This window comes from Pseudanabaena sp. Chao 1811, assembly GCF_027942295.1.
Lineage (GTDB): Bacteria > Cyanobacteriota > Cyanobacteriia > Pseudanabaenales > Pseudanabaenaceae > Pseudanabaena.
The window spans coordinates 3749066-3772361 of sequence record NZ_CP101416.1 but is presented as its reverse complement, the minus strand read 5'-3'; the positions used below and the strand labels follow the sequence as shown (position 1 = coordinate 3772361).

22 protein-coding genes are annotated in these 23296 nt (G+C 43.1%); 11 read left to right on the top strand and 11 right to left on the bottom strand.

The window, feature by feature from the left end; translation table 11 throughout:
- Positions 1–3 precede the first annotated feature (3 nt).
- From NMG48_RS17355 to NMG48_RS17345, 3 genes are read left to right on the top strand one after another with little or no spacing between them, the layout of a single operon-like run.
- On the top strand, positions 4–582 hold the full coding sequence (locus NMG48_RS17355; protein ID WP_271252705.1) for a Uma2 family endonuclease: 579 nt from the start codon (positions 4–6) through the stop codon (positions 580–582).
- A 5-nt stretch (positions 583–587) separates the two neighbouring features.
- Positions 588–1004, top strand: coding sequence for a hypothetical protein (locus NMG48_RS17350; protein ID WP_271252704.1), 417 nt, complete (start codon positions 588–590; stop codon positions 1002–1004).
- A 15-nt stretch (positions 1005–1019) separates the two neighbouring features.
- Positions 1020–4418: a CHAT domain-containing protein gene (locus NMG48_RS17345; protein WP_271252703.1), complete on the top strand. Its 3399-nt coding sequence runs from the start codon at positions 1020–1022 to the stop codon at positions 4416–4418.
- Here the strand turns inward: NMG48_RS17345 and NMG48_RS17340 are convergent.
- The gene (locus NMG48_RS17340; protein WP_271251743.1) at positions 4415–5626 is read right to left on the bottom strand and encodes an IS256 family transposase; all 1212 of its coding nucleotides are present in this window, start codon (positions 5624–5626) and stop codon (positions 4415–4417) included. The genes NMG48_RS17345 and NMG48_RS17340 overlap by 4 nt on opposite strands.
- A gap of 22 nt (positions 5627–5648) precedes the next feature.
- Here NMG48_RS17340 and NMG48_RS17335 point away from each other — a divergent pair, with 22 nt between their 5' ends.
- The 3 genes from NMG48_RS17335 to NMG48_RS17325 all read left to right on the top strand — a co-directional run bounded on the left by NMG48_RS17335 (position 5649) and on the right by NMG48_RS17325 (position 7038).
- The gene (locus NMG48_RS17335; RefSeq protein ID WP_271252702.1) at positions 5649–6209 is read left to right on the top strand and encodes a hypothetical protein; all 561 of its coding nucleotides are present in this window, start codon (positions 5649–5651) and stop codon (positions 6207–6209) included.
- Between the two features lie 144 nt (positions 6210–6353).
- Positions 6354–6662, top strand: a complete 309-nt coding sequence (locus NMG48_RS17330; RefSeq protein WP_271252701.1) for a hypothetical protein — start codon at positions 6354–6356, stop codon at positions 6660–6662.
- Positions 6649–7038 (top strand): toxin-antitoxin system TumE family protein, encoded by a 390-nt coding sequence (locus tag NMG48_RS17325; RefSeq protein WP_271252700.1) that lies wholly within the window; start codon positions 6649–6651, stop codon positions 7036–7038. Before NMG48_RS17330 ends, NMG48_RS17325 begins: the two co-directional genes overlap by 14 nt.
- Before the next feature lie 351 nt (positions 7039–7389).
- Here the strand turns inward: NMG48_RS17325 and NMG48_RS17320 are convergent, their stop codons facing one another.
- Both NMG48_RS17320 and NMG48_RS17315 read right to left on the bottom strand, forming a co-directional pair.
- Entirely contained in the window at positions 7390–8103 is a 714-nt protein-coding gene (locus NMG48_RS17320; protein ID WP_271252699.1) for a hypothetical protein, read from the bottom strand.
- 21 nt (positions 8104–8124) lie between these two features.
- A complete protein-coding gene (locus tag NMG48_RS17315) occupies positions 8125–8841 on the bottom strand; it encodes an actin-binding WH2 domain-containing protein (protein ID WP_271252698.1) in 717 nt (238 codons plus the stop codon).
- A gap of 178 nt (positions 8842–9019) precedes the next feature.
- On the opposite strand from NMG48_RS17315, the gene NMG48_RS17310 reads away from it, so the two are divergent.
- Entirely contained in the window at positions 9020–11287 is a 2268-nt protein-coding gene (locus NMG48_RS17310; protein ID WP_271252697.1) for an FdhF/YdeP family oxidoreductase, read from the top strand.
- Between the two features lie 30 nt (positions 11288–11317).
- On the opposite strand, the gene NMG48_RS17305 is transcribed toward NMG48_RS17310, so the two are convergent.
- The 5 genes from NMG48_RS17305 to NMG48_RS17285 form a co-directional block, all read right to left on the bottom strand.
- Positions 11318–11800 carry a 2TM domain-containing protein gene (locus NMG48_RS17305; RefSeq protein WP_271252696.1) on the bottom strand — a complete coding sequence of 161 codons (483 nt, stop codon included), beginning with the start codon at positions 11798–11800 and terminating at the stop codon, positions 11318–11320.
- Between the two features lie 185 nt (positions 11801–11985).
- Complete coding sequence (gene idi, locus NMG48_RS17300; protein ID WP_271252695.1) at positions 11986–12519, bottom strand: isopentenyl-diphosphate Delta-isomerase; 534 nt, start codon at positions 12517–12519, stop codon at positions 11986–11988.
- Between the two features lie 83 nt (positions 12520–12602).
- On the bottom strand, positions 12603–13757 hold the full coding sequence (locus NMG48_RS17295; RefSeq protein ID WP_271252694.1) for a hybrid sensor histidine kinase/response regulator: 1155 nt from the start codon (positions 13755–13757) through the stop codon (positions 12603–12605).
- A gap of 95 nt (positions 13758–13852) precedes the next feature.
- A complete protein-coding gene (locus tag NMG48_RS17290) occupies positions 13853–14308 on the bottom strand; it encodes a response regulator (RefSeq protein WP_271252693.1) in 456 nt (151 codons plus the stop codon).
- Between the two features lie 126 nt (positions 14309–14434).
- Entirely contained in the window at positions 14435–16249 is a 1815-nt protein-coding gene (locus tag NMG48_RS17285; protein WP_271252692.1) for an ATP-binding protein, read from the bottom strand.
- 61 nt (positions 16250–16310) lie between these two features.
- On the opposite strand from NMG48_RS17285, the gene NMG48_RS17280 reads away from it, so the two are divergent.
- From NMG48_RS17280 to NMG48_RS17270, 3 genes are all read left to right on the top strand, one after another.
- Complete coding sequence (locus NMG48_RS17280; protein ID WP_271252691.1) at positions 16311–16898, top strand: CAP family protein; 588 nt, start codon at positions 16311–16313, stop codon at positions 16896–16898.
- Between the two features lie 100 nt (positions 16899–16998).
- Complete coding sequence (locus NMG48_RS17275) at positions 16999–17424, top strand: hypothetical protein (RefSeq protein ID WP_271252690.1); 426 nt, start codon at positions 16999–17001, stop codon at positions 17422–17424.
- A 282-nt stretch (positions 17425–17706) separates the two neighbouring features.
- Positions 17707–18324, top strand: coding sequence for a cob(I)yrinic acid a,c-diamide adenosyltransferase (locus tag NMG48_RS17270; RefSeq protein WP_271252689.1), 618 nt, complete (start codon positions 17707–17709; stop codon positions 18322–18324).
- Positions 18325–18478: 154 nt separating this feature from the next.
- Here NMG48_RS17270 and NMG48_RS17265 read toward each other — a convergent pair whose 3' ends face one another.
- Positions 18479–18832 carry a DUF565 domain-containing protein gene (locus NMG48_RS17265; protein ID WP_271252688.1) on the bottom strand — a complete coding sequence of 118 codons (354 nt, stop codon included), beginning with the start codon at positions 18830–18832 and terminating at the stop codon, positions 18479–18481.
- A 51-nt stretch (positions 18833–18883) separates the two neighbouring features.
- Here NMG48_RS17265 and NMG48_RS17260 point away from each other — a divergent pair, with 51 nt between their 5' ends.
- A complete protein-coding gene (locus NMG48_RS17260; RefSeq protein WP_271252687.1) occupies positions 18884–20662 on the top strand; it encodes a DUF3685 domain-containing protein in 1779 nt (592 codons plus the stop codon).
- 26 nt (positions 20663–20688) lie between these two features.
- On the opposite strand, the gene NMG48_RS17255 is transcribed toward NMG48_RS17260, so the two are convergent.
- Both NMG48_RS17255 and chlG read right to left on the bottom strand, forming a co-directional pair.
- A complete protein-coding gene (locus NMG48_RS17255) occupies positions 20689–21960 on the bottom strand; it encodes an efflux RND transporter periplasmic adaptor subunit (protein WP_271252686.1) in 1272 nt (423 codons plus the stop codon).
- 298 nt (positions 21961–22258) lie between these two features.
- Positions 22259–23245 (bottom strand): chlorophyll synthase ChlG, encoded by a 987-nt coding sequence (gene chlG, locus NMG48_RS17250; protein WP_271252685.1) that lies wholly within the window; start codon positions 23243–23245, stop codon positions 22259–22261.
- Positions 23246–23296 lie beyond the last annotated feature (51 nt).

The window sequence follows — 23296 nt, the reverse complement described above, 5'->3', positions numbered from 1 at the left end:
CTTATGGCAATCACATTAGATAAAGCAGCTTCTCAGACGATGACTCTTACAGAGTTCTTGAGTTATGACGATGGGACTGATGCCTTGTATGAGTTTGAAGATGGAGAGTTGATTTTAATGACGGCTGAGAGCGAGCTTAATCGGCGTATTGCGATGTTTATTTTGGTTTGCTTTGTGCAGCAGGGTATCCCAGCCTATCGCTTGTCGATGAAAACGGAAATTGTAACTACTGGCTCACGGGTGCGTGTTCCAGACTTAGTAGTATTTTCTGAGGACTTGGCGATCGCTATGGAGGGAGCGACCAGATCTACGGTTCTATCGGAAATGCCATCTCCGTTATTAGTGGTTGAGGTGGTAAGTCCCAATCAGAGTAGTCGTGATTATCGCTACAAGCGTTCTGAGTATGCAGCGAGGGGTATTGCTGAATATTGGATCGTTGATCCGATTCTGGGACGGGTGACGGTGTTGGAATGGGTGGATGGTTTTTATGAGGAGCAGGTATATGAAGGCGATCGCGAGATTGTTTCTCCAGTATTTGCTGATTTCAAGTTAACTGCTGCTCAAATTTTACAAGGAGGCTAAAACAAATGACGATGTTTTCTGATCAAGAGATTGCTGCATTAGCGGCGGAAATTGATGCTCAGTTATTGGAGTTGCGATCGCTGTCTGGTGATGCGTCTCTAAAATCTGGTGACAAAGAGGCGCAATTGGTCAAACAAAATCAGGCGATCGCTACAGCCACTAAGGAACCAGCGAAGAGTTTTTTGCAAAAGTTTTGGAAAGCGGCAAAGGCGGATCTCTGTGAGGAAGATGGGGTGCTGTATAAGCAATGGAAGAAGTGGGGTGACTTGGATAATAAGGAGGCGATGGATAAATTTAAGGTGGTTTTAACAGGATTGGGACTAACTGGTAATTTATTACAATCGGTTTTGGTAGCAGTAGTTGTAATTGTGCTGCATATTGGCGTGAAGGCATTTTGTGATGAATATGGCGATCGCCCTTAACGATGAGGTGTATTGATGATTGAGTTAAATGTGCGGTTTACGAGTAGCGATCGCTTTGTCATTAAGTTCGACGATCGCGAGACGGATGCGCTGGAATTTATCGCGCCTGTGAATGATGGCGATCGCGCTGAGATGCGGTGGTATTTGGAGAGCTATGCGGCAGATTACATGATGGATGTGGATGATCGCAAGGCGGAGAGAATTGAGGCGCAGTTGCCTAAGTGGGGAGAGGCTTTGTTTGAGGCGATTTTTGGAGATCGCGCTGCGGCGAGGATGTTTAATGATTTTCAGGATAGTGATGGACGGGGCAAGATTTTAACTATTGGGGCAAGTCATCCGCTTATTTTGTCTTTGCCTTGGGAATTGTTGCGCGATCCGAGGGGGACATATTTGTTACATGAAAATCCCCGTATTGCGATTCGGCGTAAGTTTGCGGGTGTGGGTGGTGGTCGCAGTGCGGCGCGGGTAAATCCGAAAGAACAGTTGCGAGTGTTGATGGTGGTCAGTCGTCCTAGTGATGCAGGGTTTCTCGATCCGAGGGCAGAAGGATTGGCATTGTTGGAGGCGATCGGTGAGGTGGGTGAGCGTGTTGCCGTAGAATTTTTGCGTCCTGCGACTTTGGATAAGTTGATCGATCGCTTAGAGAACGATCGCTTACCTGCGGTGGATATTGTGCATTTTGATGGACATGGGGCGTTTGATCCTGATGGCAGTTTGCATGAACGGGCGAAGCTGAGCGATCCTGTTGCCGCTACTAAGGCGGATGCAAAGGCGGCGGCGAATACGGGCTATTTGTTGTTTGAGGATGGTGAGGGCAAATCGGCGCTGATTACGGCGGAAACCTTGGGGGATATGCTGAATCGGCAAAGGGTGAGTGCGATTATTTTGTCGGCTTGTCAGTCGGCGGCGGTCGGTGGTGATGATGCTTTGGGGAGTGTGGCGGCGCGGTTGACTCAGGCGGGGATGCCGTCGGTGTTGGCGATGCAATATTCGGTGTTGGCGGTGACGGCGCGGCAGTTGTTTGGTAAGTTTTATGGCTTTTTGCTGCGGGGTCAGGGTGTGGGTGAGGCGTTGGAAAATGCGCGGCGGGATCTGTATCTCAATAAAGAACGGGGTGATCGCCCAAGGGGTAAGGATCGGGTGGTTTTGAAGGTGCAGGATTGGTTTTTACCTGCTTTGTATCAGGTGGGGAATGATGGAGCGTTATTCAACCCTCACCCCCAGCCCCTCTCCCAAGGGGCGAGGGGAGAAGAGGAGAATTCAGATCTCTTGTCCCCCTCTACCTCTGGGAGAGGGGCTAGGGGTGAGGGCAATCTCCGTGAGGTTCAGGAGGCAGGTTTTTGGGGTAGGTCGCGGGAGTTGTGGGCGATCGAGAGGGCGTTTGTGCGGGGGGCGCGGCGGATTACGATTTCGGGGTTTGGGGGGATGGGGAAAACCTATCTGGCTGAGGAGGTGGGGCGGTGGCTGTTGCTGACGGGTATGTTTGCGCGGGTGTGTTTTATCAGTTTTGCGGATTTTCAGGGTGTCGATCCTGTGGGTTATGCGGTGAGTGTGTTGGCGACGGTGTTGGATACGAATTTGATTGATGGGGCGGCGGCGACTAGGGCGCTGAGGGAACAGTCTGTGTTGGTGATTTTGGATAATTTGGAGACAATTAGATCCCCCCTACCCCCCCTTGTAAAGGGGGGCAAAGAAGAAGATTCCGATCAAGCCCCCCTTTCTAAGGGGGGTAGGGGGGATCAAGCCCTGCTCGACATCGCAAAAGAATGGTCGGAGGCGGGAAATAGTCGGGTGTTGCTGACGACGAGGGCGGCGGATTTGCAGCATTCTGATTATCCCAATCAGGGGAGTTTGAAGCATATTGCTTTACCTCCTTTGGGTGGTTTATCGAAAGATGATGCGCTGGACTATTTCCAAAGTTTGATCAAGTTGCCACCAGAGCCACAGTTTGATTTGCCGCCCCGTGAGGGTTTGTTGGAGTTGTTTAAGTTGCTGGACTATCATCCTTTGTCGTTGGGGTTGTTGGCGGGGCAACTGAAGCAAAGAAGGGCGCTAGAGGTGCATCGGGAGTTAGCGCAGTTAGTGGCGGATACTCCAAATAATCCTTTGCTGGCTTCGCTGAATCTGTCGGTGAGTCGGCTCGATCCTCAAGCACAGGAATGGATTAAGCGGTTGGGAGTGTTTCAGGGTGGAGCGATGGAACCTTACCTACTTGCGATTACGGAAATTGCGGAAACGGAATGGAATGCACTCAGAACACAGCTAGAGGCAACGGGACTGGCTGAATCTTTGATTCATGTGGGGGTGACTGCGCCTTTTCTCAAATTTCATCCTACGCTTGCCCCTGTGATGTGGTCACGGTTGACTGAACCCGAACAACAGCAACTCCTCAGCCGCCATCACCAACGCTATTATCAAATGTCACGTTATTTGTATTTCGAGGATGCTGAAAATCCTTTCTTTGCTAGAGCCGTAGCCCAACGGGAACTACCGAATTTGCTGTATGCGGTGCGCGGCAGCATTACCGCAGGCGAAGACTTTGCTGTCAATTTTGTGGATAACGTTAACAAGTTTCTTGACTACTTCGGGCTGAATCAAGATCGGGCAGACTTGACAGCAATGATGCAACACATGGGCGGTGAGATTGGCTCTCCAACTTGGTTTACGACGAGGGATAATCGCGGTGAACAGTTGTTTAATGCAGGACACTATGCCAAAGCAGAGGCGGTGTTTCAGGAGGTTTTGGCAGGCTTAGGTGCGACTCCTAGCTATCAGCGCTGTCTTACGCTGGGTAGGCTTGGACGTTGCTATGGGTCAACGGGACAGCTAGAACTGGCGGCGGCAACGTATCGCCTTGCGTTAAAAGTGGCGGGACTGCTAGAGCAAGATAACTACGTGAAGCGACAAATAGGAGCATGTCAGGCAGACTTAGCGGATGTATTGGTGATAATTGGGGACTACGATCGCGCCCGTGAGTCCTACGAGACAGCGTTAGCGATTATAAAAGGATTGGGTGATCGACGAAATGAAGTTGTAATACAAATCCAACTAGCAACCTTGGCACAAGTACAGAACAATCTCACCGAAGCCATCCAAAGTTATCACGAAGCACTCATAACCTCTCAGCAACTCAACGAACCCGAATTAGAAGCAACTGTATGGCATCAGTTGGGAATGACTTTTGAAAAAGCGCGCCAGTGGGAAGCCGCAGAGCAAGCTTATCGCCAGTCTGCACAGATTGACGAAGCGCAAGGTAATTTGGCTGTAGCAACAACGACTTGGAATCAGTTGGCGATCATGCGTGAAGGTTCGGGGAAACTGAAAGAGGGTGAGGAATGGTATCGCAAGGCGATCAATGTCAGTCAAAAAATTGGCGGAGACTGTCAAGTAAAATGTGTAAAGTCTAGAAGCTAGACGTGGAGACGATCCTCGAAGAGGATGGCAAAGCGATTAAGAGCAGGTTTCCAATCACGAATCGGCATCGTCCACTTCTTCGAGATATTCCGCATTGCTAAATAAACGAGCTTGAAAGCAGCATCATCAGAGGGAAAAATCTGTTGGGATTTAATCACCTTCCGCAAACTACTGTTCATCGACTCAATCGCATTGGTGGTATAAATCGCCCTGCGAATCTCGGTCGGGAAAGCAAAGAAGGGGATAATGTTTGCCCAATGACTGCGCCAAGACTTGGAGATTGATGGATATTGCTTGTCCCACTTTTCAGCAAAGAGTTCGAGATTAAACTCAGCCTCCGATTCCGTCGCCGCGCTATAAATAGCCTTGAGGTCAGCACAAACTTGCTTGCGTTGTTGCCAAGGTACAAAAGCGACCGAGTTTCTGACCATGTGGACAATGCATAACTGCACCTGAGTTTTAGGAAATACCGTCTCAATCGCATTAGGGAAACCAGTCAAGCCATCGACACAGGCAATCAAAATATCTTTGACCCCACGGTTGTGAATTTCGGTGAGTACTGACAACCAGAATTTCGCACCTTCATTCGGAGAAATCCACATACCCAGTAATTCCTTGTACCCGTCCATATTCACGCCCAAGGCAAAGTACAAGGATTTGTTAATCACTCTGCCATTGTCTCGGACTTTGATGACTAGACAGTCCAGAAAGACGATTGGATAGACTGCTTCAAGGGGACGGTTTTGCCATTGCTTCACCTCGTCAATTACTGCATCTGTAACATTGGAAATAAGTGTTGGTGATACTTCAACACCATACATTTCTTGCAACTGGGCTTGAATATCCCTGACACTCATACCTCGTGCGTAGAGAGCAATGATCTTTTCATCTAGTCCTGACAAGCGACTTTGTCCTTTCTTCACCATCTGCGGTTCAAACTCCCCTTGCCGATCTCGGGGGACTGCGATTTCGGCTACGCCAAAGTCACCTTGCACTTTTTTCTGGCTATAGCCATTGCGACTGTTGGTTTGTCCTTCTGGTCTTGGTTCGTGCTTACCGTATCCCAGATGGGTTGATAGTTCTGCTTCCAAGGCTCTCTCCACCAACGCGGTTGTCAGTTGTTTCAGAATGCCTCCTTCTCCGAATAGGTCAGGTGGTGTTTTACATTCTTGCAGCAATTCGTCGAGCAATTCTTTGCGTATATTCATCAGTTTTAGTGTTGGTAATTGTGTGTCTAGATCATCTCTCTGTATATATCCCAGACTTTACACACTTCACTTTACACTCTCAATTGGCGATCTCGTTTTGGTATCCAGCTATCTCAGTAACCTTGCTAATCTAATCCAAAAATTTCCAAATCGTCTCAACGAAGCACAACAATTAGCTGAAGAGTCCTTAGCAATTAAGCAAACCCTTGATCCTGCTGCGGCTCAGATTTGGAATACTTACGAACTTTTGGCACGAATTAGCGATAAACAAGGAGATCCAGCCAAAGCAAAAGAATATCGCCGCCTTTCGCGCACTGCTTGCGCCAAATTTGCAGGCACTGAGTACGAGCTACGCCAACACAGCCAGTTTATCGAGGGTGTAGTGATGGCGGTTGACGATGCCGAGGTCAGACAGCAATTAGAATCTCAATTACAAGCAGTCGATCCCGAATGTCAAAATATGGGATGTAATGCGACTCGGCAAATCCTCAACGGAGAACGTGATGAAGATATTCTCTGCGAAGGATTGGATATGGATCATTCTCAAATTGTCCTTGCGATCCTCGATCAAGTAAAAAGGTAAAAGTAAAAAGTAAAAATTGGAGGTAAGTTATGGATGTTGTAAATATTCATAGCGATCGCCTATTTGCCTGAAAAGTGACGTAATTAGCGATCGGCAAGATCTAAAAAGACTAAAATAGCAGTAAAACTTTATCGCAACTTGACAATGAACGAGTTAAAAATCCTTACCGAATACCCCGATCGTGCGATCGCAATTCTCCAAAAAACAATCCGTGCCGAAATCCTACGAATGGAACAAGGTAAAAAACAAATAGAACAAAAATTAAAAACATTCGAGCAAAAATATCAAATCTCCTCCAGTGAGTTTGTCACCTCTTGGACAGCAGAGAATCTAGAAGGCAAAGACTTAGAATATATTGAATGGTTTGGCGAATATCGCTGTTTAGAAAATATTACTCAAGACTTACAAATTCTCCTAAGCCTACAAAACATCAGCCAAAATGTCAGTATTTAGATATTTTCAAGACTTAGTTATTGCAGTTTCTCGACTAGAAGATTACGGTTTAGCCAAAACAATCACATCCAATAGCGAATCTCGTCCATCAGGTGAACTCTTCATCAATATCAAAGTAGAACTAATTGATAACTCTGTACTTTTTATTCGAGAATACATTTCCGCCAAGCAGGAACGGATCGAACATTTCAGCTATGCCTACCAATATCAAGATGCAGGAGAAAGTTTGATTTTTCGTTACGATAATGCCGCTCACAAACCACCACTATCAGAAAAAGAACATAAACATCTACAAAATGGAGAAATCATCGTCTATCCACTACCAAGTATTGAATTAATAATTGACGAGATTTTAGCTTGGTTAACAACCTCATAAATCAGATTTCAAACCTAGACCTAGTATTGATAGAAAAACCACCGAACTCTAAAAACTAAGCGTATTTAACAACCACCTCATCGTTCAACTCTACAGCGAAGCGCGATCGCATTATCCACAGATGCAGTCATATATCTGTATGTTGGACTATCTCAGATTATTGGTCTTAGAGTATTTACAAAATCAACAAACCCTTCAACTGATTTCAGCTTAGTAGCTAGCTCGCGTTCAGCTTCCTCTTATGCAAGGCTTACTGCTACGCTTTCCAGATTTAATCGTGATGATCTTGTGATATTCAGCAACATTTCTTAAATACTTACGGCTAGGAAGATCGCCATGCGATCGCTATATCTATACAACTTCCCTTGTCTGCAACTTCATCATCTCCGTTTGCACATTCATCCCAATCACTAGCGCATCACTGAGTAGAGAACTATATTGGTCAGCCTGATTCTGCACATCTAAGGACTTTAATGCGATCAGGTTCTGCTCGATATTATGAAAAAGCTCACGCTGACCACTGAGGAAACGACGATGCTCTCGGAGAATTTTTTCGGTAGTCAGACCACAAATCAGACTATCTCTAGTTAACTCCAGCGCTTGTAATATATCCTCACGATGATTAAGATTTGCTGATTGATTACCGACAGACTTCAGGCGATCGCACAGATCTACCGCCGCAATCACCTGATTATATTTATCGACCTCATCTAACAGATGGGACAAACAAGACATATTTTTTGCACGAATCCAAGCAACAAAATTCCAACCTGCAAACAGAATTAATACAAGCAGAAATACAAAAATAGCAAACCCGATCTGCTCTTGCCGAGTATCGATGGACTTACCAAGAGATTGAAATAGGAGGATGCTAATTGGCAAACTAAAGATCGCAATCAAAAATAAAGCGATCGCCTCACTTGTCAAAAAAGGAACTAAATATTTAGGATTATTTAATAGAGAAATTCGATATACACTGCCTATAAATAAACGAGTGACTTCTCTACCAGTAACCCTCTCTAAATCCTGTTCAGTAATCTGCAAATTCCTAATATCTGTTTGCATAGTTGTTAGGCAGTCTCAGATTTATGTAAAAAATAAGTTCTTAAGCGCGTTCCATACAGCCAGATAAAAATTGCCTTCACGGGGTCGAAAAACATCAAATTTAGAGCCAAAGGAACCGAAAAATGGTCTCAATGTCCAAGCCATCTGACTACCAACAAAAGCATAGAGTCCTAGCCAGAACTTGAGGATAGAGATGCGAATTTTGCGGTTCTTATCAATGGCTGTATCATCAATTGCCAAATCTTTGTCGGCAATAATAGTTTCGGTTTTTGGTAGTAAAACCTGATAGAGAAAGTAAACCCCAATAATGCCTGTCAGAGTAAATATGGCGACATTTAATAGCAGAAAAAACGAATAATTGTCGGCTGTAATTAAGAAAAACAAAGTAACTGGAGCAAAACCAAATAGTAATGTACTAGTAATTGTGACTGCACAAAGCAAAATTGCTGCATATTGGCTTAGAGTAGTTTTTGAGCCAAAATAAACATTAAAGAAATAGAGTGCTGGCAAACAAATTGCTAATGTAATTAAAAATAGAAATGGTAGCTTTGCGGCGGAAGAGATGATCTGCATCCAAGAGCTAATCGCTCCAATTAAGCCACCATAAATTGCTAAAAATATAGAACTACATATTAATAAGCCAACTATTTTGGTGTTAATTTTAACGTCATCATAAATTTCTTTGATGAACTGATCGCGATCGCTCAGCAAGGCAAGAAGAACTGAGAAAAATGGCATATAGATTTTGGATAAATTTCAAGATTGAGATGGTAGTAATTTAGCGCAAAAATATTTTATCTACGGGATTTTGTGAAATTGTAATAGCAATTTACATAATTTTTGCTCCACCGATGTAGACTAACCAAATGAGCATTGTGTTCCTATATAGTTTTTGTAGTAGAACTCATCCAAATCTATGACCAATCCTTTTAACACTGAGACAGAGAACCCCACTCTAGATACCAGTAAACCTGCGATGGGTGGAGGATGGCAAGTCATTAGCTACTGGGCAGAAAAGACCTTAGATGTCAAAGGGGGAATGCTCTGGAAAACGTTGCTGCATAAGAGTGCCTGTCTATCCTGTGCATGGGGAACAGGTGGACAAAAGGGAGGATTTCAGAATGAGGATGAGGAAAATTTACAACGTTGTGCCAAAAGTGTGGAAGCGATCGCCTCAGAGTTAATGGAACCGATTCCGCAACATTTCTTTGAGCAATATTCCATTCCTGAACTGCAAAAATTAAATTCGATGGAAGCCGATCGCTTAGGTCGCTTGAGCTTTCCAGTAATTAAACGTGCTAATAGCGATCGCTACGAACGGATCACATGGGATGAGGTCTATGCAATCGTCACCAAAGCCTTTCAAAAAGCACCAGAGCGTCTCGGATCCTACAGTTCAGGGCGTTCATCCAATGAGGCAGCATACCTTTTGCAATTGCTCATGCGATCGCTTGGTTCTAATAATCTTGCTGATTGCTCCGATCTCTGTCATTCAGCTTCAACGGTAGGACTGAAACAAGTATTTGGTTCAGGAACCTCAATGGTTAGCCTTGCAGATTTGAAACAGAGCGATTGCATTGTCTTGATTGGTTCTAATGCGCCTGCCAACCATCCGCGCTTGATGAATGAACTAATTAAACTACGCGATCGCGGTGGCAAAGTCATCGTGATTAATCCCTTGATTGAAGTGGGTTTGGTCAAATTCGCCTCACCCGCCTATCCGATCAAATCCTTTCTCAAAGGTTCGGAAATATCTTCCCATTACATTCAGCCGATTTCAGGTAGTGATACTGCGGTTTTGCTAGGTATTCAAAAATCTTTGCTGGAGAATAATTGGATTAATTATGAATTCCTTCGGCAGCATACAGAAGGTTGGGAAGCAGTCATTGAGCAGGTGCGATCGCTAGATTGGGCAGATATTATCAATACCTGCGGAGTCTCTCGCGAAGAACTAGAAATTGCTGCTGAGATGATTGGCACTTCGCAACGGGTTGTCTTTGCTTGGGCGATGGGCATCACGCAGCATTCTAATGCGGTGGACAATATTTTTAGTATTGCTAATACCGCTCTATTAACGGGTAATGCAGGCAAAGAAGGCACAGGAACGATGCCGATTCGTGGACATTCCAATGTGCAGGGTTTTGGCTCGATGGGGGTGACGATTCGCCTCAAGGAAGAGATCATGCAGGCTTTAGAGAAATTATTGCAGCGATCGCTGAGTCGGGTGCAGGGCTATGACACTCGCGCTTTGATCGAGGCAAGCGATCGCCATGAAATTGATACTTTGATCTGTCTGGGTGGCAATATCTATGCGGCAAATCCCGATCTCACCCAAGCTAAACGCGCTCTCGGTAATATCGAAACGATTATTTATATTTCCACCAAGCCCAATCTTGGACATTTTCATGGACTCGCGAAAGAGAATACTTTAATCCTGCCTGTATTTGCCCGCTTTGAGAATCCCCATAAAACCACAACCGAGTCTGGCAATAACTTTGTACGTCTCAATGATGAAGGGACATCGCATCTCCATCAACGCGAAGGTACAGATTTAATTTCCGAAGTAGAGTTTCTCTCCGAACTTGCCGATCGCCTACATGGTCACGATGTCATTAATTGGCGATCGCTACAAGATCCCAAATACATCCGCCAACTGATTGCCAAAACTATTCCCGACTATGCCAAAATCGGCGAAATTGACGATACCAATCAAGAATTTACGATCACTAATCGCATCTTCCACACGCCCAATTTCCCAACGCGATCGGGCAGAGCCAAAATGTTCATCACTCCTTTACCCAAGCTAGAATTACCAACGATTGCCAGTTTCAATTTACCTGAATATACAAAAGCGATCGCACTCATTCTTGGCACAGGGCGCAGCTATTCTCAGCATAATACGGTTGTGTATAAGGATGGTGACTACTATCGCGGAATGCCTCACCGCAACTGCATTTTAATGAGTAAAGCCGATGGCGATCGCGCAGGTTTTCAAGAACATCAGCGCGTAATGGTTAGAGGTAATGCAGGGGAAATGGCAAATGTAGAAATCATCTATGGACAGATTCGCGAAGGTTCGGCTTTAATGTTTTATCCAGAAGTCAATGCAATTTTTAGCGCTCCCATTGACGAACATTGCGGCACACCTGCTTTTAAGCGTGTTCCCATTGCGGTTTATATTTAAGGAAGCATTGCTTAGCAATGCTTCCTTAAATTATTTCAACCATTCTTCGAGGCTAGTCGTTAATTTGCCTGTAATTTGAGCAGTTAAGCGATCGCGTTTTTGTTTTTGCATCCATTTTTGAAATTGTTTTTCATATTCTTCGCTATCGGTTTGATACGTCACCCATGCGTCTAGCGCCACTGCTAAGCCCCAAAATAAGAGCGGATAAATTGCCCAGCCAATATGACCAGAGGTAAATAAGTTTAACGCCACTAAAAAAGAATTGACGATCGCAAATTTCAACAAATTCGATTTAAAAGACTTTTTTTTGTACTTATCGAATTCTACTTGCTCCTTGCGTACAGCTTGCTTAGATTGCCATTCCTGAACTGCGGCGAGGAAATCAGCCTCACTTACACCCATATCTGAGGCAATCTCGTATATCTGCTGTTTGGTGAGGTTTTGACCATTAGTTCTCTTAGCGAGAGCATAGCGGAGAATCTGATCAACCTGTTCTTCGGAATAAGTATCCATAATTTTCCTCCTTAGTCAGTTGGTGCAAGTAAACTTAGAATATGGCTTGCTTTATGCGTTACATTACATTAACGCATTCTACAGTTATAGCGTTTTTCAAATAAGTACATACTCGTTTGAAAACCCAAAATCAATCACAGCAAGGGTTTTCGGGATTGATTTTGCCATAGGCAAAGTTAATCCTGCTATAGAGCAGCAATGAAGCGATCGCAGCAATCGCGTAACCAATAGGTATAGGCTTCGGGATGTTCTTTAATATCCGATTGTAAAACCTGTAAATCTATCCATTGCCAATCATCGGCTTCATCAGGATTGAGAATTGGTTCGCGATCGCTATAACCGACAAACACATGATCAAACTCATACTCAATCAAATCATTATCTAACTCAGCCCGATAGACAAAACTAAACAACTCCTTCAATTCACAATCAAAGCCCATTTCCTCTTGCAATCGACGATGGGCGGCGAGCAGGGTTGATTCTTCATCGCGAGGATGACTGCAACAGGTATTTGTCCAGAGTCCACCTGAATGATATTTATGCTTGGCGCGTCTTTGCAGCAAAAGCTGTCCTTGGGAATTCAACACGAAAATCGAAAAGGCACGATGCAATAGCCCGTCGCGGTGCGCCTGCAATTTCTCAGCAGTCCCAATCTGGCGATCGCTAGTATCGACTAAAATAATTTTTTCTTCTAATTGGTTAGCTAATTGAGCTGCCATGATGATATTTATAAAAAATGTTAAAAGCCTTATAAAGCAAGGGTCTTACCATTTTATCTGGTTTTGATTCAGAAATTAGCACACTATGATTTGGTGCTAATGGAACCCACGGATAAAGTCACCGTGAATTTTGTGCCAGTACCAACTTTACTTTCCGCTTGGATTTCGCCGCCCCACAAATCAACACAGCGTTTTACGATCGCTAAGCCTAAACCAGTTCCTTGGATTTTGCCAACATTGCTACATCGGCTAAAGGTATTAAATAATCGACTTTGTTCAGCTTCAGGAATACCAATGCCGCGATCGCTGACACTAAATATCAATTTATTATCAATCTCTAAATAATCAACTACAACATTAACTTCATTTCCCACAGGCGAATATTTGAGTGCATTAGAGATGAGATTGGTGCAAATATGTCTTAAGAGATTAGGATCAAGTTTGAGAAAAGTAGGAACTGCATGACAACTTAAATTTATAGGATGTTTGTTATCATCGCTAAAACTAAGTGAACTGATCAATTGCTCACAAAATTCTTGAAAATTCATATCTTCAAATGCAATTTCAAATTTACCTGTATCAACTTTTCCTAATAGAATTACTTCGTCTAAGAGATGACACATATTTTTTATAGATGTGTTAATTCTCCTTGCATAAATTTGCTTTTTTTCGGGTGTTAATTGATGTCCTGATGAAAGAATAACGTCACTGGCTAGTTGTAATGCTGTCAAAGGATTGCGAAACTCATGGGAAACCATAGACACAAAATATGATTTGAGTTGATTTAGTTCTTTTTCCTTCTCTAGCGCTTTTAATGTAGCTTGTTCACTATCTCTAATCCTTTGCACAATTTGCGATCGCTCCATAGCATAGCGAATGCTACGTCTCAAAAGATATGTAGTGACTTGATCTTTGACTAAATAATCTTGTGCTCCCTTAGCCATTGCTTGCAGCGCTAATTCCTCATCGTCAAAGGCTGTCAAAATAATAATGGGAATGTCAGGAAATGCTTGATTAAATTGAGCGATGGTATCTAAACCTTCCGAATCAGGCAATTGTAAATCCAGTAACACCAAGTCAAAGTCGTTCGATTGACAATATCCAATTGCATCACTTAGTCGCTCAGCGATCTCCAATGACCACTTCCCTACAGAGGAGCGAAGAAATACTTGCTGAAATAGCCGCGCATCGGTTGGGCTATCTTCGACTAATAAAACTTGGAGAGATTCTGGATTCATGGGCAGCTAAACGAGAACAAGTTGGTTAAAATCTAATTAGCCTATGGTGCATTCGCAGAATGCGCTATAAACTTTCCTTTCAATGTTACCTTTAATTAATTATGAGGTAATTTAACTGTAGTGAGCCAAAACTCGTTAATTCTTTGTACTGCAAGCATAAATTCATGAATATCAATGGGCTTACTGACATAACAGTTAGCATTGAGATTGTAGGAGCGCAACACATCTTCTTCATCGGTGGACGTAGTTAAGATCACAATTGGAATTTGTTTTAAATCTATATCCGCCTTCACCTCTGCGAGAACTTCCCGCCCGTCCATGCCAGGCAAATTCAGATCCAGCAAAATTAAATCTGGACGCGCAACATCGATAAACTCCCCCCGACCATGGAGATAGTCCATGGCATCTTCCCCATTTTCAACCCAATATAATTTATTGGCAATTTTGGCTTTGCTGAACTCTCGGATTGTCAAATTCGCATCACTAGGAGAGTCTTCGACCAGTAAAACTTCAATTGGTCGATAAGGATAATTATTCTGATTATTGCTCATAGGGTCAAATACTAAACCTCGACATTTTCGACATTACAGCGCTTTGCGCTTAATTAAAACCCAGAAATATTTTTGAAAGCGTTGCGAAGCAACGCTTTCAAAAATATTTCTGTACTACTCAAAGCCTCAATAGACTGTACTGGATAAGGGAATTGTAAAAAAGAAGGTTGTTCCCACATTAGGCATCGATTCTGCCCAAATTTGCCCACCATGTCGTAAGACAATTTTTTTGCAAATAGCTAGCCCAATTCCAGTACCATCATATTCTCGCCGCGTATGCAGTCGTTTAAACACTTCAAAAATGCGCTCAAGATATTGGGGCTTGATACCAATACCATTGTCTCTTACCTGAAAGAGATAATGCGGGACTTGCTCATTTCCTTCAAGATCGCCAAGAGCCTCAACTTTAGTGGCGCAAATGTGAATATGAGGCTGTTCAGCTTTACAAAATTTAATCGCATTACCGATCAGATTTTGGAATAGCTGCACCAGTTGGCTACGATCGCCATTAACTACAGGTAGTGGCTCAATAATGATTTCTACATTTTTCTCAGCGATCGCTAACTGTAAGTTTCGCATGGCTGCTTGGACTACAGCATTACCGTCAGTGAGAGCAAAATCCTTGCCTCTGGTACTAACCCGTGAATAGGCAAGTAAATCTTGGATCAACTGCTGCATTCTTTTAGACCCATCGATCACATATTCGGCATAGGAATTTGCTACGTCATCAAAGCGATCGCCATATTCGCTCATGAGTAATTGGGTATAGCCCATCACAGCCCGTAAGGGTTCCTGCAAATCATGGGAAGCAACATAGGCAAATTGCTCCAGTTCTTGATTTGAGCGCAGCAATTCCTGATTAGTAAGTCGCAATTGTTCCGTAGCTTGGGTTAATTCCGCAGTCCGATCCTTGACCCGTTGCTCTAATTCTTCATTAAGACGCAAAATCATCATTTCGGCTTGTTTACGTTCTGTAACGTCCAAAACCACAAGAAGCCGACAAATTTCATCACCAATTGGGATTAATTCCGCAGAAACATGGCAGATAAGCATATCCCCATTACGTTTGTACAAAGGTAATTCGTAATTTACAAGCTTGCCATCCACATCAAATTTCTGCAACATTTTTTGGCGATCGCTTAGACTCCGCAAAATGCCTAGTTCCAAACTGTTACGTCCTAATACCTCCGAGCGCTCGAAGCCAAAAAGTCTTTCAAAACCGTGATTGACATCGATATATCTTCCATCATCAACTTTGGCAATAACTTTGGCGATCGGACTGCCATAAAAAACCTTGGAGAATTTTTCTTCCGACATCCGTAGTTCTACTTCCGCCTGTTTCCGTTCCTGCTTGGTGCGTAAAGAGACAATACCAAAGCTCAAACTATCAGAAAGTTCTTGCAGTAGTTCCACTTCTCGTTGATTAAAAGTCTCGGATTCTCCTGAATAAATATTTAGACAACCAAAGACTGAACCGTGATTGAGAAGAGGTAGCACCAAAGATGATTGATAGCCCCTTTGCTGAGCAGCTTCACGCCAAGGCTCAAACTGAGGATCTTCGAGCATATTTTGACAGGCTACAGGTTGCCCCGAACGAATTGCTTTGCCAGTAGGTCCCTGTCCACGAGGATGATCATTGTCCCAAGTGAGATTTATTGTCTTGAGATAGTCTGACTCATAGCCAGCCCAAGCCATAGGCTTTACTGATTTAGCTGCGTCATAACACACATACCCAATCCATGCCATGCGATAGGCCGCTTCATCAGTAATTAGTTGCACAAGATTTTGCAACAAGGTGTTTTCATCAACAGCACGAATCACAGCTTGGGTACAAGCACTCAGGACACGCAAAGCTCGATTAACTATTTGAAAATCACGCTGTAAATCGTTGATTATATTCTTGTCCTGTGCTGACTGGGCTACTACATAATCCATATCCATAAATTATCGATCAAAAAAGAAAAGCTAAAATATCTGCTAATGAATTTGGTGTTTTTACGAAATGTTAATCAATCAGCAACGATACATCGGTTTAACTCTGACAGGGTTGGCTGCCATTGTGCCACTAGTCGCTCTGAATTGCGATGTCGCATCTGCACAAACGATTAACTTGACTACTTTTCGCAGTACTGCCCTATCTAAACACAATGCCTATCGCAGTATCCATCACAGTCCTGCAATGACACTCAACAATTCAGTGAATATTACGGCACAGGCTTGGGCAGATCGGTTAGCTGCTACGGGGACATTTGCCCATAGTTCTTCTGCTCAGAGAAATGGTGCTGGGGAGAATCTATATGTCTACTACACAACTGCAACTTCTGTTACTTCCGACAACCTCGCTAAAGGGGCAATAGATTCTTGGTATAACGAGGTGAAGCTTTATAATTATGCTGCTCCCGGATTTTCTTCGGCTACTGGTCACTTTACACAAGTGGTATGGAAGGGCAGTACTCAACTAGGATGTGGTGCATCTAAGGGTACTAAAACCCTGAATGGCACAAAATTTAATGCTTTTTATGTAGTTTGCCATTACAGTCCTGCGGGGAATGTACTTGGTAAGTTTCCTGCAAATGTGTTGAAGCCTTAGATCTAAAGTTCTAAAGTGCGTTGTCAGTCAGCGTACTTTAGCTCTAACCCAAAAATATCGATTAGAATATATTACAAAACTACATACTCGCAGGAGTTTTATGGATACCATCGACTTAGAAAAGCTTTTGCAAAGAGGCTACTACGTCACTCTGGGCGCAACTTCATCGTTAATTGAGGTAATCCAAGACCCCACCAAACGCGAAGAAAATTTGAGAAGGTTAGGTCGCAGTTTCGATGAGATTACGCAGGAGCTTGCCGAAAAGGGTGTGACGACTGAAGCAGAGGCTCGTAGCTATGTGGATAAGTTTATCGCTCAACAGGTAAACGGAACTACCACTGATATTGAATCTGTTGGTCTCACCACAGTAACTACCACTGCCAAAACTGTTGATGACAATAGTTCAGATAATACTTCGGATAAGCCTGACAAAAAAGTGAAAGCTAGTATGCGAGATGAGATTGCAGAGCTTACACAGCAGCTAGCGAGCTTACGTTCTGAACTAGAACAATTACGCTCAAATTAACAAAAAGGGGACGCTTTGCATCCCCTTTTTGTATAACCATTTTTCGGATCTAAAAACCCATTATTGTTATGCCGATCGCTATGTAATCGCCACAACAATAATGGGTTTGGTTTATAGCTATGCTGAGCTACTTATTGCGATCGCCTAAAGCAAAATCTCGCATAACCCTCTATTTGCCGAAGTGTAAAATTTAGGTATATACTTCAAATCCTCTCAGCAAACATATTCTATATCTAGTGTCTGCTATGATGCTTAGTGGAAAATAAAACACTAGATTTGTTTATGGTGGCTCAAATTAAAACGGCTCAGGTCAAGACGAATCAGCCCAAGACCAATCAAAATCAAACCAATCAGCATCAATCTAATCATACTAAGACGAATCCGACAGTTACCAACTTACAAAAAACCACATCTCTCGTGACCCCAATTAAAGGCAATGTTCAGGTTTTTATTGCGCCTCATCGTAATCTTTATACTGATATCATCGCCCAAGGCTTACGGACAGCAGGGCAAGGTACACAGGTATTACTCGTCCAACTTTTTCAAGCAGGTATTAATCAAGGCTTGAGTAATCCCCGTCGGTTGGTAGAAAATCTCGAATGGCTACGTTGTGATGCTCAGCGCGATCTATCTAACCCAGAGATCGAGTTGACCGATGAAGAAAAGACCGCAGTTTTAGAATTGTGGGACTATGCCAAAGCTGTTATTAAATCTGGTAATGCAGGTTTAGTTGTCCTTGATGAGGCAAATTTACTCGTGGCACGATCACTAATCACTGAAGAAGAGTTGCTCAATGTGCTAGAAACGCGATCGCCTAAAGTGAATATCATTTTGACGGGAGTTGCTATGCCAGAAAGTATTGCTGATTATGCGGATCAGGTTACCCACCGCCGCAATTAACTGACAGCTATTATCAAACAACCCAGAATCAAAGAATTTTTTGATAGTGTTGTTTCGCATCACTATCAAAAAATTCTCTGGTTCTGGGTTTAGCGCAAAGTCTTGCAAAAACTTGGCAATCTTTGGGAAATAAGAAATAGCGCTGAGCAGATTTTCAAGACCCCAACTTAAAGGCTTCCAAAAATAATCCATAGGTAACACCTATCTTTAGTGAATTCAACATTTCATAGATTAATTTTCTGGGCGCTAAGCTACCATCAGCAAGAGTTACTCTTTTCATGCTATAGGTAAACCTGCTAATCATTTCCACAATAAAAACTGTAACTGCCGCTACCTCAACGTCTAAATTGGACTTAGCACCAGTAGAAGTTGAGATAACAGATGCTAGAAAAAATCCTAATAACAAACTGATTAATATTAAAGACTTTCGTCGCCAAGATTGACTTGACCAACGAGATATCTGTCCAGAGGCAACATTTACAATGGTGCTGATACGAGTATTTTGCATAGTTGTATATTTGAAAACTATTAGCGCTAATTCTATTACGCCAGTTCCTCAATGAGTAATGAGTTATATAGGTTACTTTTAATTGATAGCGATCGCATTTTTCGGATGGGGATGCGGTCTTGGTTGGCGCAGTTTTCTGATTTGGAAGTTGTGGCGGAGGTAGATACTGCTGAGGCAGCTTTAGAATTTTTAAGTGGTGATGCAATAGCTATTGACTTGATATTACTTGATCTCAACTTAGAAGAAAGAGATTCTGAAGTTAGTAATGAGTATCTATCAGGCTTAGAACTTTGCCAACAACTAAAGTCAAGGTATCCAGATTTACCCATTTTGTTATTAAGCTCACCCCAACCGACTGAATTAGTAGCGATCGCTTTACGGACTGGTGTTGAGGGATATTGCCTAAAAGGAACTAAGCCTGAAGAATTAATTATTGCGATTCGTCAAGTTGCGTCAGGAGAGATCTATTTAGGCGATCGCGATAATCCTCAGATTAAGCAATCTAAGCAAGCATTTACAAATCTACCCGATGAACCCGTCAGCGTAGTAGCGATCATTCGGCATAATTTCTATTTGTCGGGACTGCGGCGTATTGATCGTGCTTTAGAGGAAGTGAAGTCAAGTTTAGAGGGAGCCAAGACTCAACAAATTAGCGATCGCTTTGCTCAGTTAGTTTTAGCAGGGCAAGTGCGCGAGTTACAGGCTGCGCGTTGGTTGATTCATCAACTATGGAAGCCATCAAAAAGACCACATATTCTTTCACAATCAAATGATGTAAGTTCTACTAATTTAGCCAGTGATTTGTCCGTAGAAGTTGCGAATTCTCAAGTGGAAATAACTGGCATCACAAAAGAGTCAAATATTCTGGCTATTCAAGCGAGTTTATGGGATCGGACTGTTGAAAAGTTGCAGGCAAATTTAGCGAATTTGAGTAGGACTCCTTTAGAAATTGACATTTTAAAGGATGAGAAAAAGCGAGAACTGTTATATATTGCTTTGCGGCAGGTGGAGCAAAGCTTGACGGAGCTACGTTTCTCTGAAATTCAAGCATCCCAATTGCATGATCAAATACCAACGATTTTAAGAAATATTTGGCAAGAAACGGTTATTAACTTTTTTGGTAAATACTATAGCCTGAGTCATCCTTTGGATAATTCAGAAGTAAATGTTGTTGATGTATTACTGAAGGATGTCGCAATTGTGCAAGCTGCTTTTTTAAATAAAGTTCCACAAATTGAGAATTTTCTATCCCATTTACTTTTTGAGACAGAATTAATAGTTAATAATGCTAATTTAGCGATCGGTACGCCCGAAGCCATGCAGCGATCCGAATTGATTCTCGACAATTTATTGATTCAAATTGCCAATGGTGTAATCCAACCACTTTTAAATCATTTTGCTGATTTGGAAGAGGTAAAGCACAAATTCTATCGCTACAATCTATTGCCCACCCGTGAGATTGAACGATTTCGTAATAATTTGTCTTGGAAATATCGCTTAGAGAAATATATTACTAATCCGCAATTAATTTTTGAAAGCCGCCAAGTGCTGTTTGCTTTTGCGAATTCTGGAATTAAACAAGTCAGTATCTATGCGCCACGTAGTCAGGAACTACAACAATTAGAAGGAATTCAACTGGCGGTAACTCTAGTGTTAGAACTTCAAGATGCGATCGCACCGAGACTAAAATCCGCGATCGCTTTTCTCGGTAGTGGATTTGTGTATGTCTTAACTAATGTGATTGGGCGCGGAATAGGCTTAATCGGGCGTGGTGTATTGCAAGGGATTGGGACTGCTTGGCAAGAAAGTCGTCCTAGAAACAAGAAGTGATGCGGAGCATCACTTCTTGTTTCTAGTTATTTTTTCGGTAAATTTGCCGCATCCATAATCGCTGCACCATTGCGTAATTGGAGAATGTTGCCAGTTACGATTTTGTCCTTAGCAGTTAAACCTTCCAATACCTCTTGATTATTGCCAGTAATCTTTCCTAATTTGACGGGCTTCTGGTTCGCAATCAACGACTTGCCATCGGGAGAAGTTTCAGCAACAAATACAAAGTCCTGACCGCCAAGACGGGAAATTGCCGAAGTTGGGACTAGCACGCCAGAACGCGAAGACCAAATCAATCGCGCTCTCACAAATTGATTTGCCTTGAGTTGATTATTGGCATTGTTAAAATTTGCTTTCACCAAAACCGATTGCGTTTGTGGATTGATATTTGGCGAGATAAAAGCAATATTGCCTTTAACTAGAGGCTTGTCCTGCGTATCTAACAGTTCTACAGGTTGCCCCATCTTCAACCGTGGTGCATTCTCAACGGGAACAGAGATCTGAACTTCCAATACTTGGTTTTGTGTCACCGTTGTTAGTTGAGTTGTGCTGTTGACATTATCGCCAACCTTGATGGGAATATCGCCAACAATTCCCGCAAAGGGAGCTGTCACCGTATAGAAATCCAACTGAACTTCCTGTTGAATTGCCCCAGAGCGAGATGCTTCGATTCTTGTGGCAGCACTATTAATATTGGCTTGCTGAGCAGTGATTTGAGCATCAATTTTTCCTAGCTCGGCTCTTGCATTTCTGAGGCTATTTGAAACTTCATCAAGTTTTTGCTTAGCGATCGCACCCTGCGAAGCCAAATCGGAATAGCGTTTAAATTCCTTTTGATTAAAATCGAGACTGGATAGGGTGGATTCTTTAGCGGCTTGCAATTGAGCGAGTGTGGCTCTGGCACTTTCAAAATCAGCCTGTGAGCTTGCCACAACTGCTACTGACTGCTGCAATGCAGCCTGTTGCTTTGCAGGATCGATTCGCAAAATTGGTGCACCTGCTTCCACGCGATCGCCTGCCTTGACATATATCTCTTGCACATAGCCATCAACTCGCGGCTGCAATGTCACCGATTGGCGCGATTGTAGATTTGCCATATAGTCAGAACTATCGCTAACTGTACCTGTTTCAACCGCAGCAATTGGGACAGGTACGGCTCTAGATCCTGCTTGGGGTGCATTGCCTGAGCAAGAAACTAGCAAAACACTAATTACAGCACCTAAGGCTTTGTTCCATGATTTATGACTGAGAGATTTGTCTCTTGTAGCGATCGGCTGTGGGAGTTGAGGTTTCATCATGAATATTGGCAAAGTCTTTTTGATGTATCGGTGCTATTAGCCTATTGATCTATACCAATAAATAAGCTTACAAAAATCACCCTTTGGGAGCTATTTCATCCCCAAATTTTAAGGGAGCGCTAGGCTCCCTTTATCACATATAGTCAAAAACAATACACAGCATTGTTTTTGATTCTAAAAAATAGCAACGCTATTTTTGGTAATCGATTAAATTCCCAGATGTGCCATAGCAATGCCTACGACTAGCATTCCAATGTTTTTGATTCCAAGAAATAGCGTCGCTATTTCTTGGAATTTATTAAATTCCCGCATGTCCCATAGCAATACCTGCGACTAGCATCCCAATCACCAGAAATGGTTGAGCGCTTGCCTGATATTTGACATCGTTCTTAAGTGGATCGCGCAGGAAGTACATATCTTGGAAGGTAATCTGCGGAATCACTAATAGCACGATCAAGCTAGCTAATAGCTGCTGTCCGACCGTGACGAGATACACCGCAATTCCAATTTGGAAGACATCGATCGCTGTTGCGGAGATCAACGCCGCCTTCTGCACACCAAAGATTACGGGCAAAGAGTTCAATCCTAATTCGCGATCGCCTTCAACGCTCTTAAAGTCGTTAACTACCGCAATCCCTAAACCTGCGAAGCTGTAAATCAAGGTCACAACTACCACTGTCCAGTTGAGATGTCCGTAGAGGGCATGACCTGCCCACCAAGGTAACGCGATATAGCTGGCTCCAAGGGCATAGTTACCAAGCCAACCATTCTGCTTGAGCTTTAAAGGTGGTGCAGAGTAGATATAGGCAACGAAGGAGCCGCCCAGCGCTAATTTGGTCATGATGAAGTCGGCATGACCTGCGGTGATATCGAGAATTGCTGCTACACCAATACCGCCGAGTAACAAAATCCAAATCTGAGCAATGACTTGATTGAGGGGAATTGCTCCCGATGGAATCGGACGATATGGCTCGTTGATTGCGTCAATTTCGCGATCGTAATAATCATTAATCGTCTGGGTATAGCCCGTCAGTAGAGGACCTGACATGAGCATACAAAGTAGCGATCGCAATACGTTTTCAATTGACCATATAAACTCGCCAGAGGAGGCAGCACCGCAGAGTACGCCCCACATCAGGGGTATCCATGTAATCGGTTTCATCAATTGCAAGCGGATCTTCCAGATCGAAGCTTCTTTAATGTCCGCACCTTTCATTCCGAGCATTTGGCGGGTACGGGCATCGCGAGACTCGCTCGCTGGTACGTCAGGGGTTGGAGACGACATATTTACAAAAATTTATAGACTTGCGGTTGATTATAGCTTTTAGGCGATCGC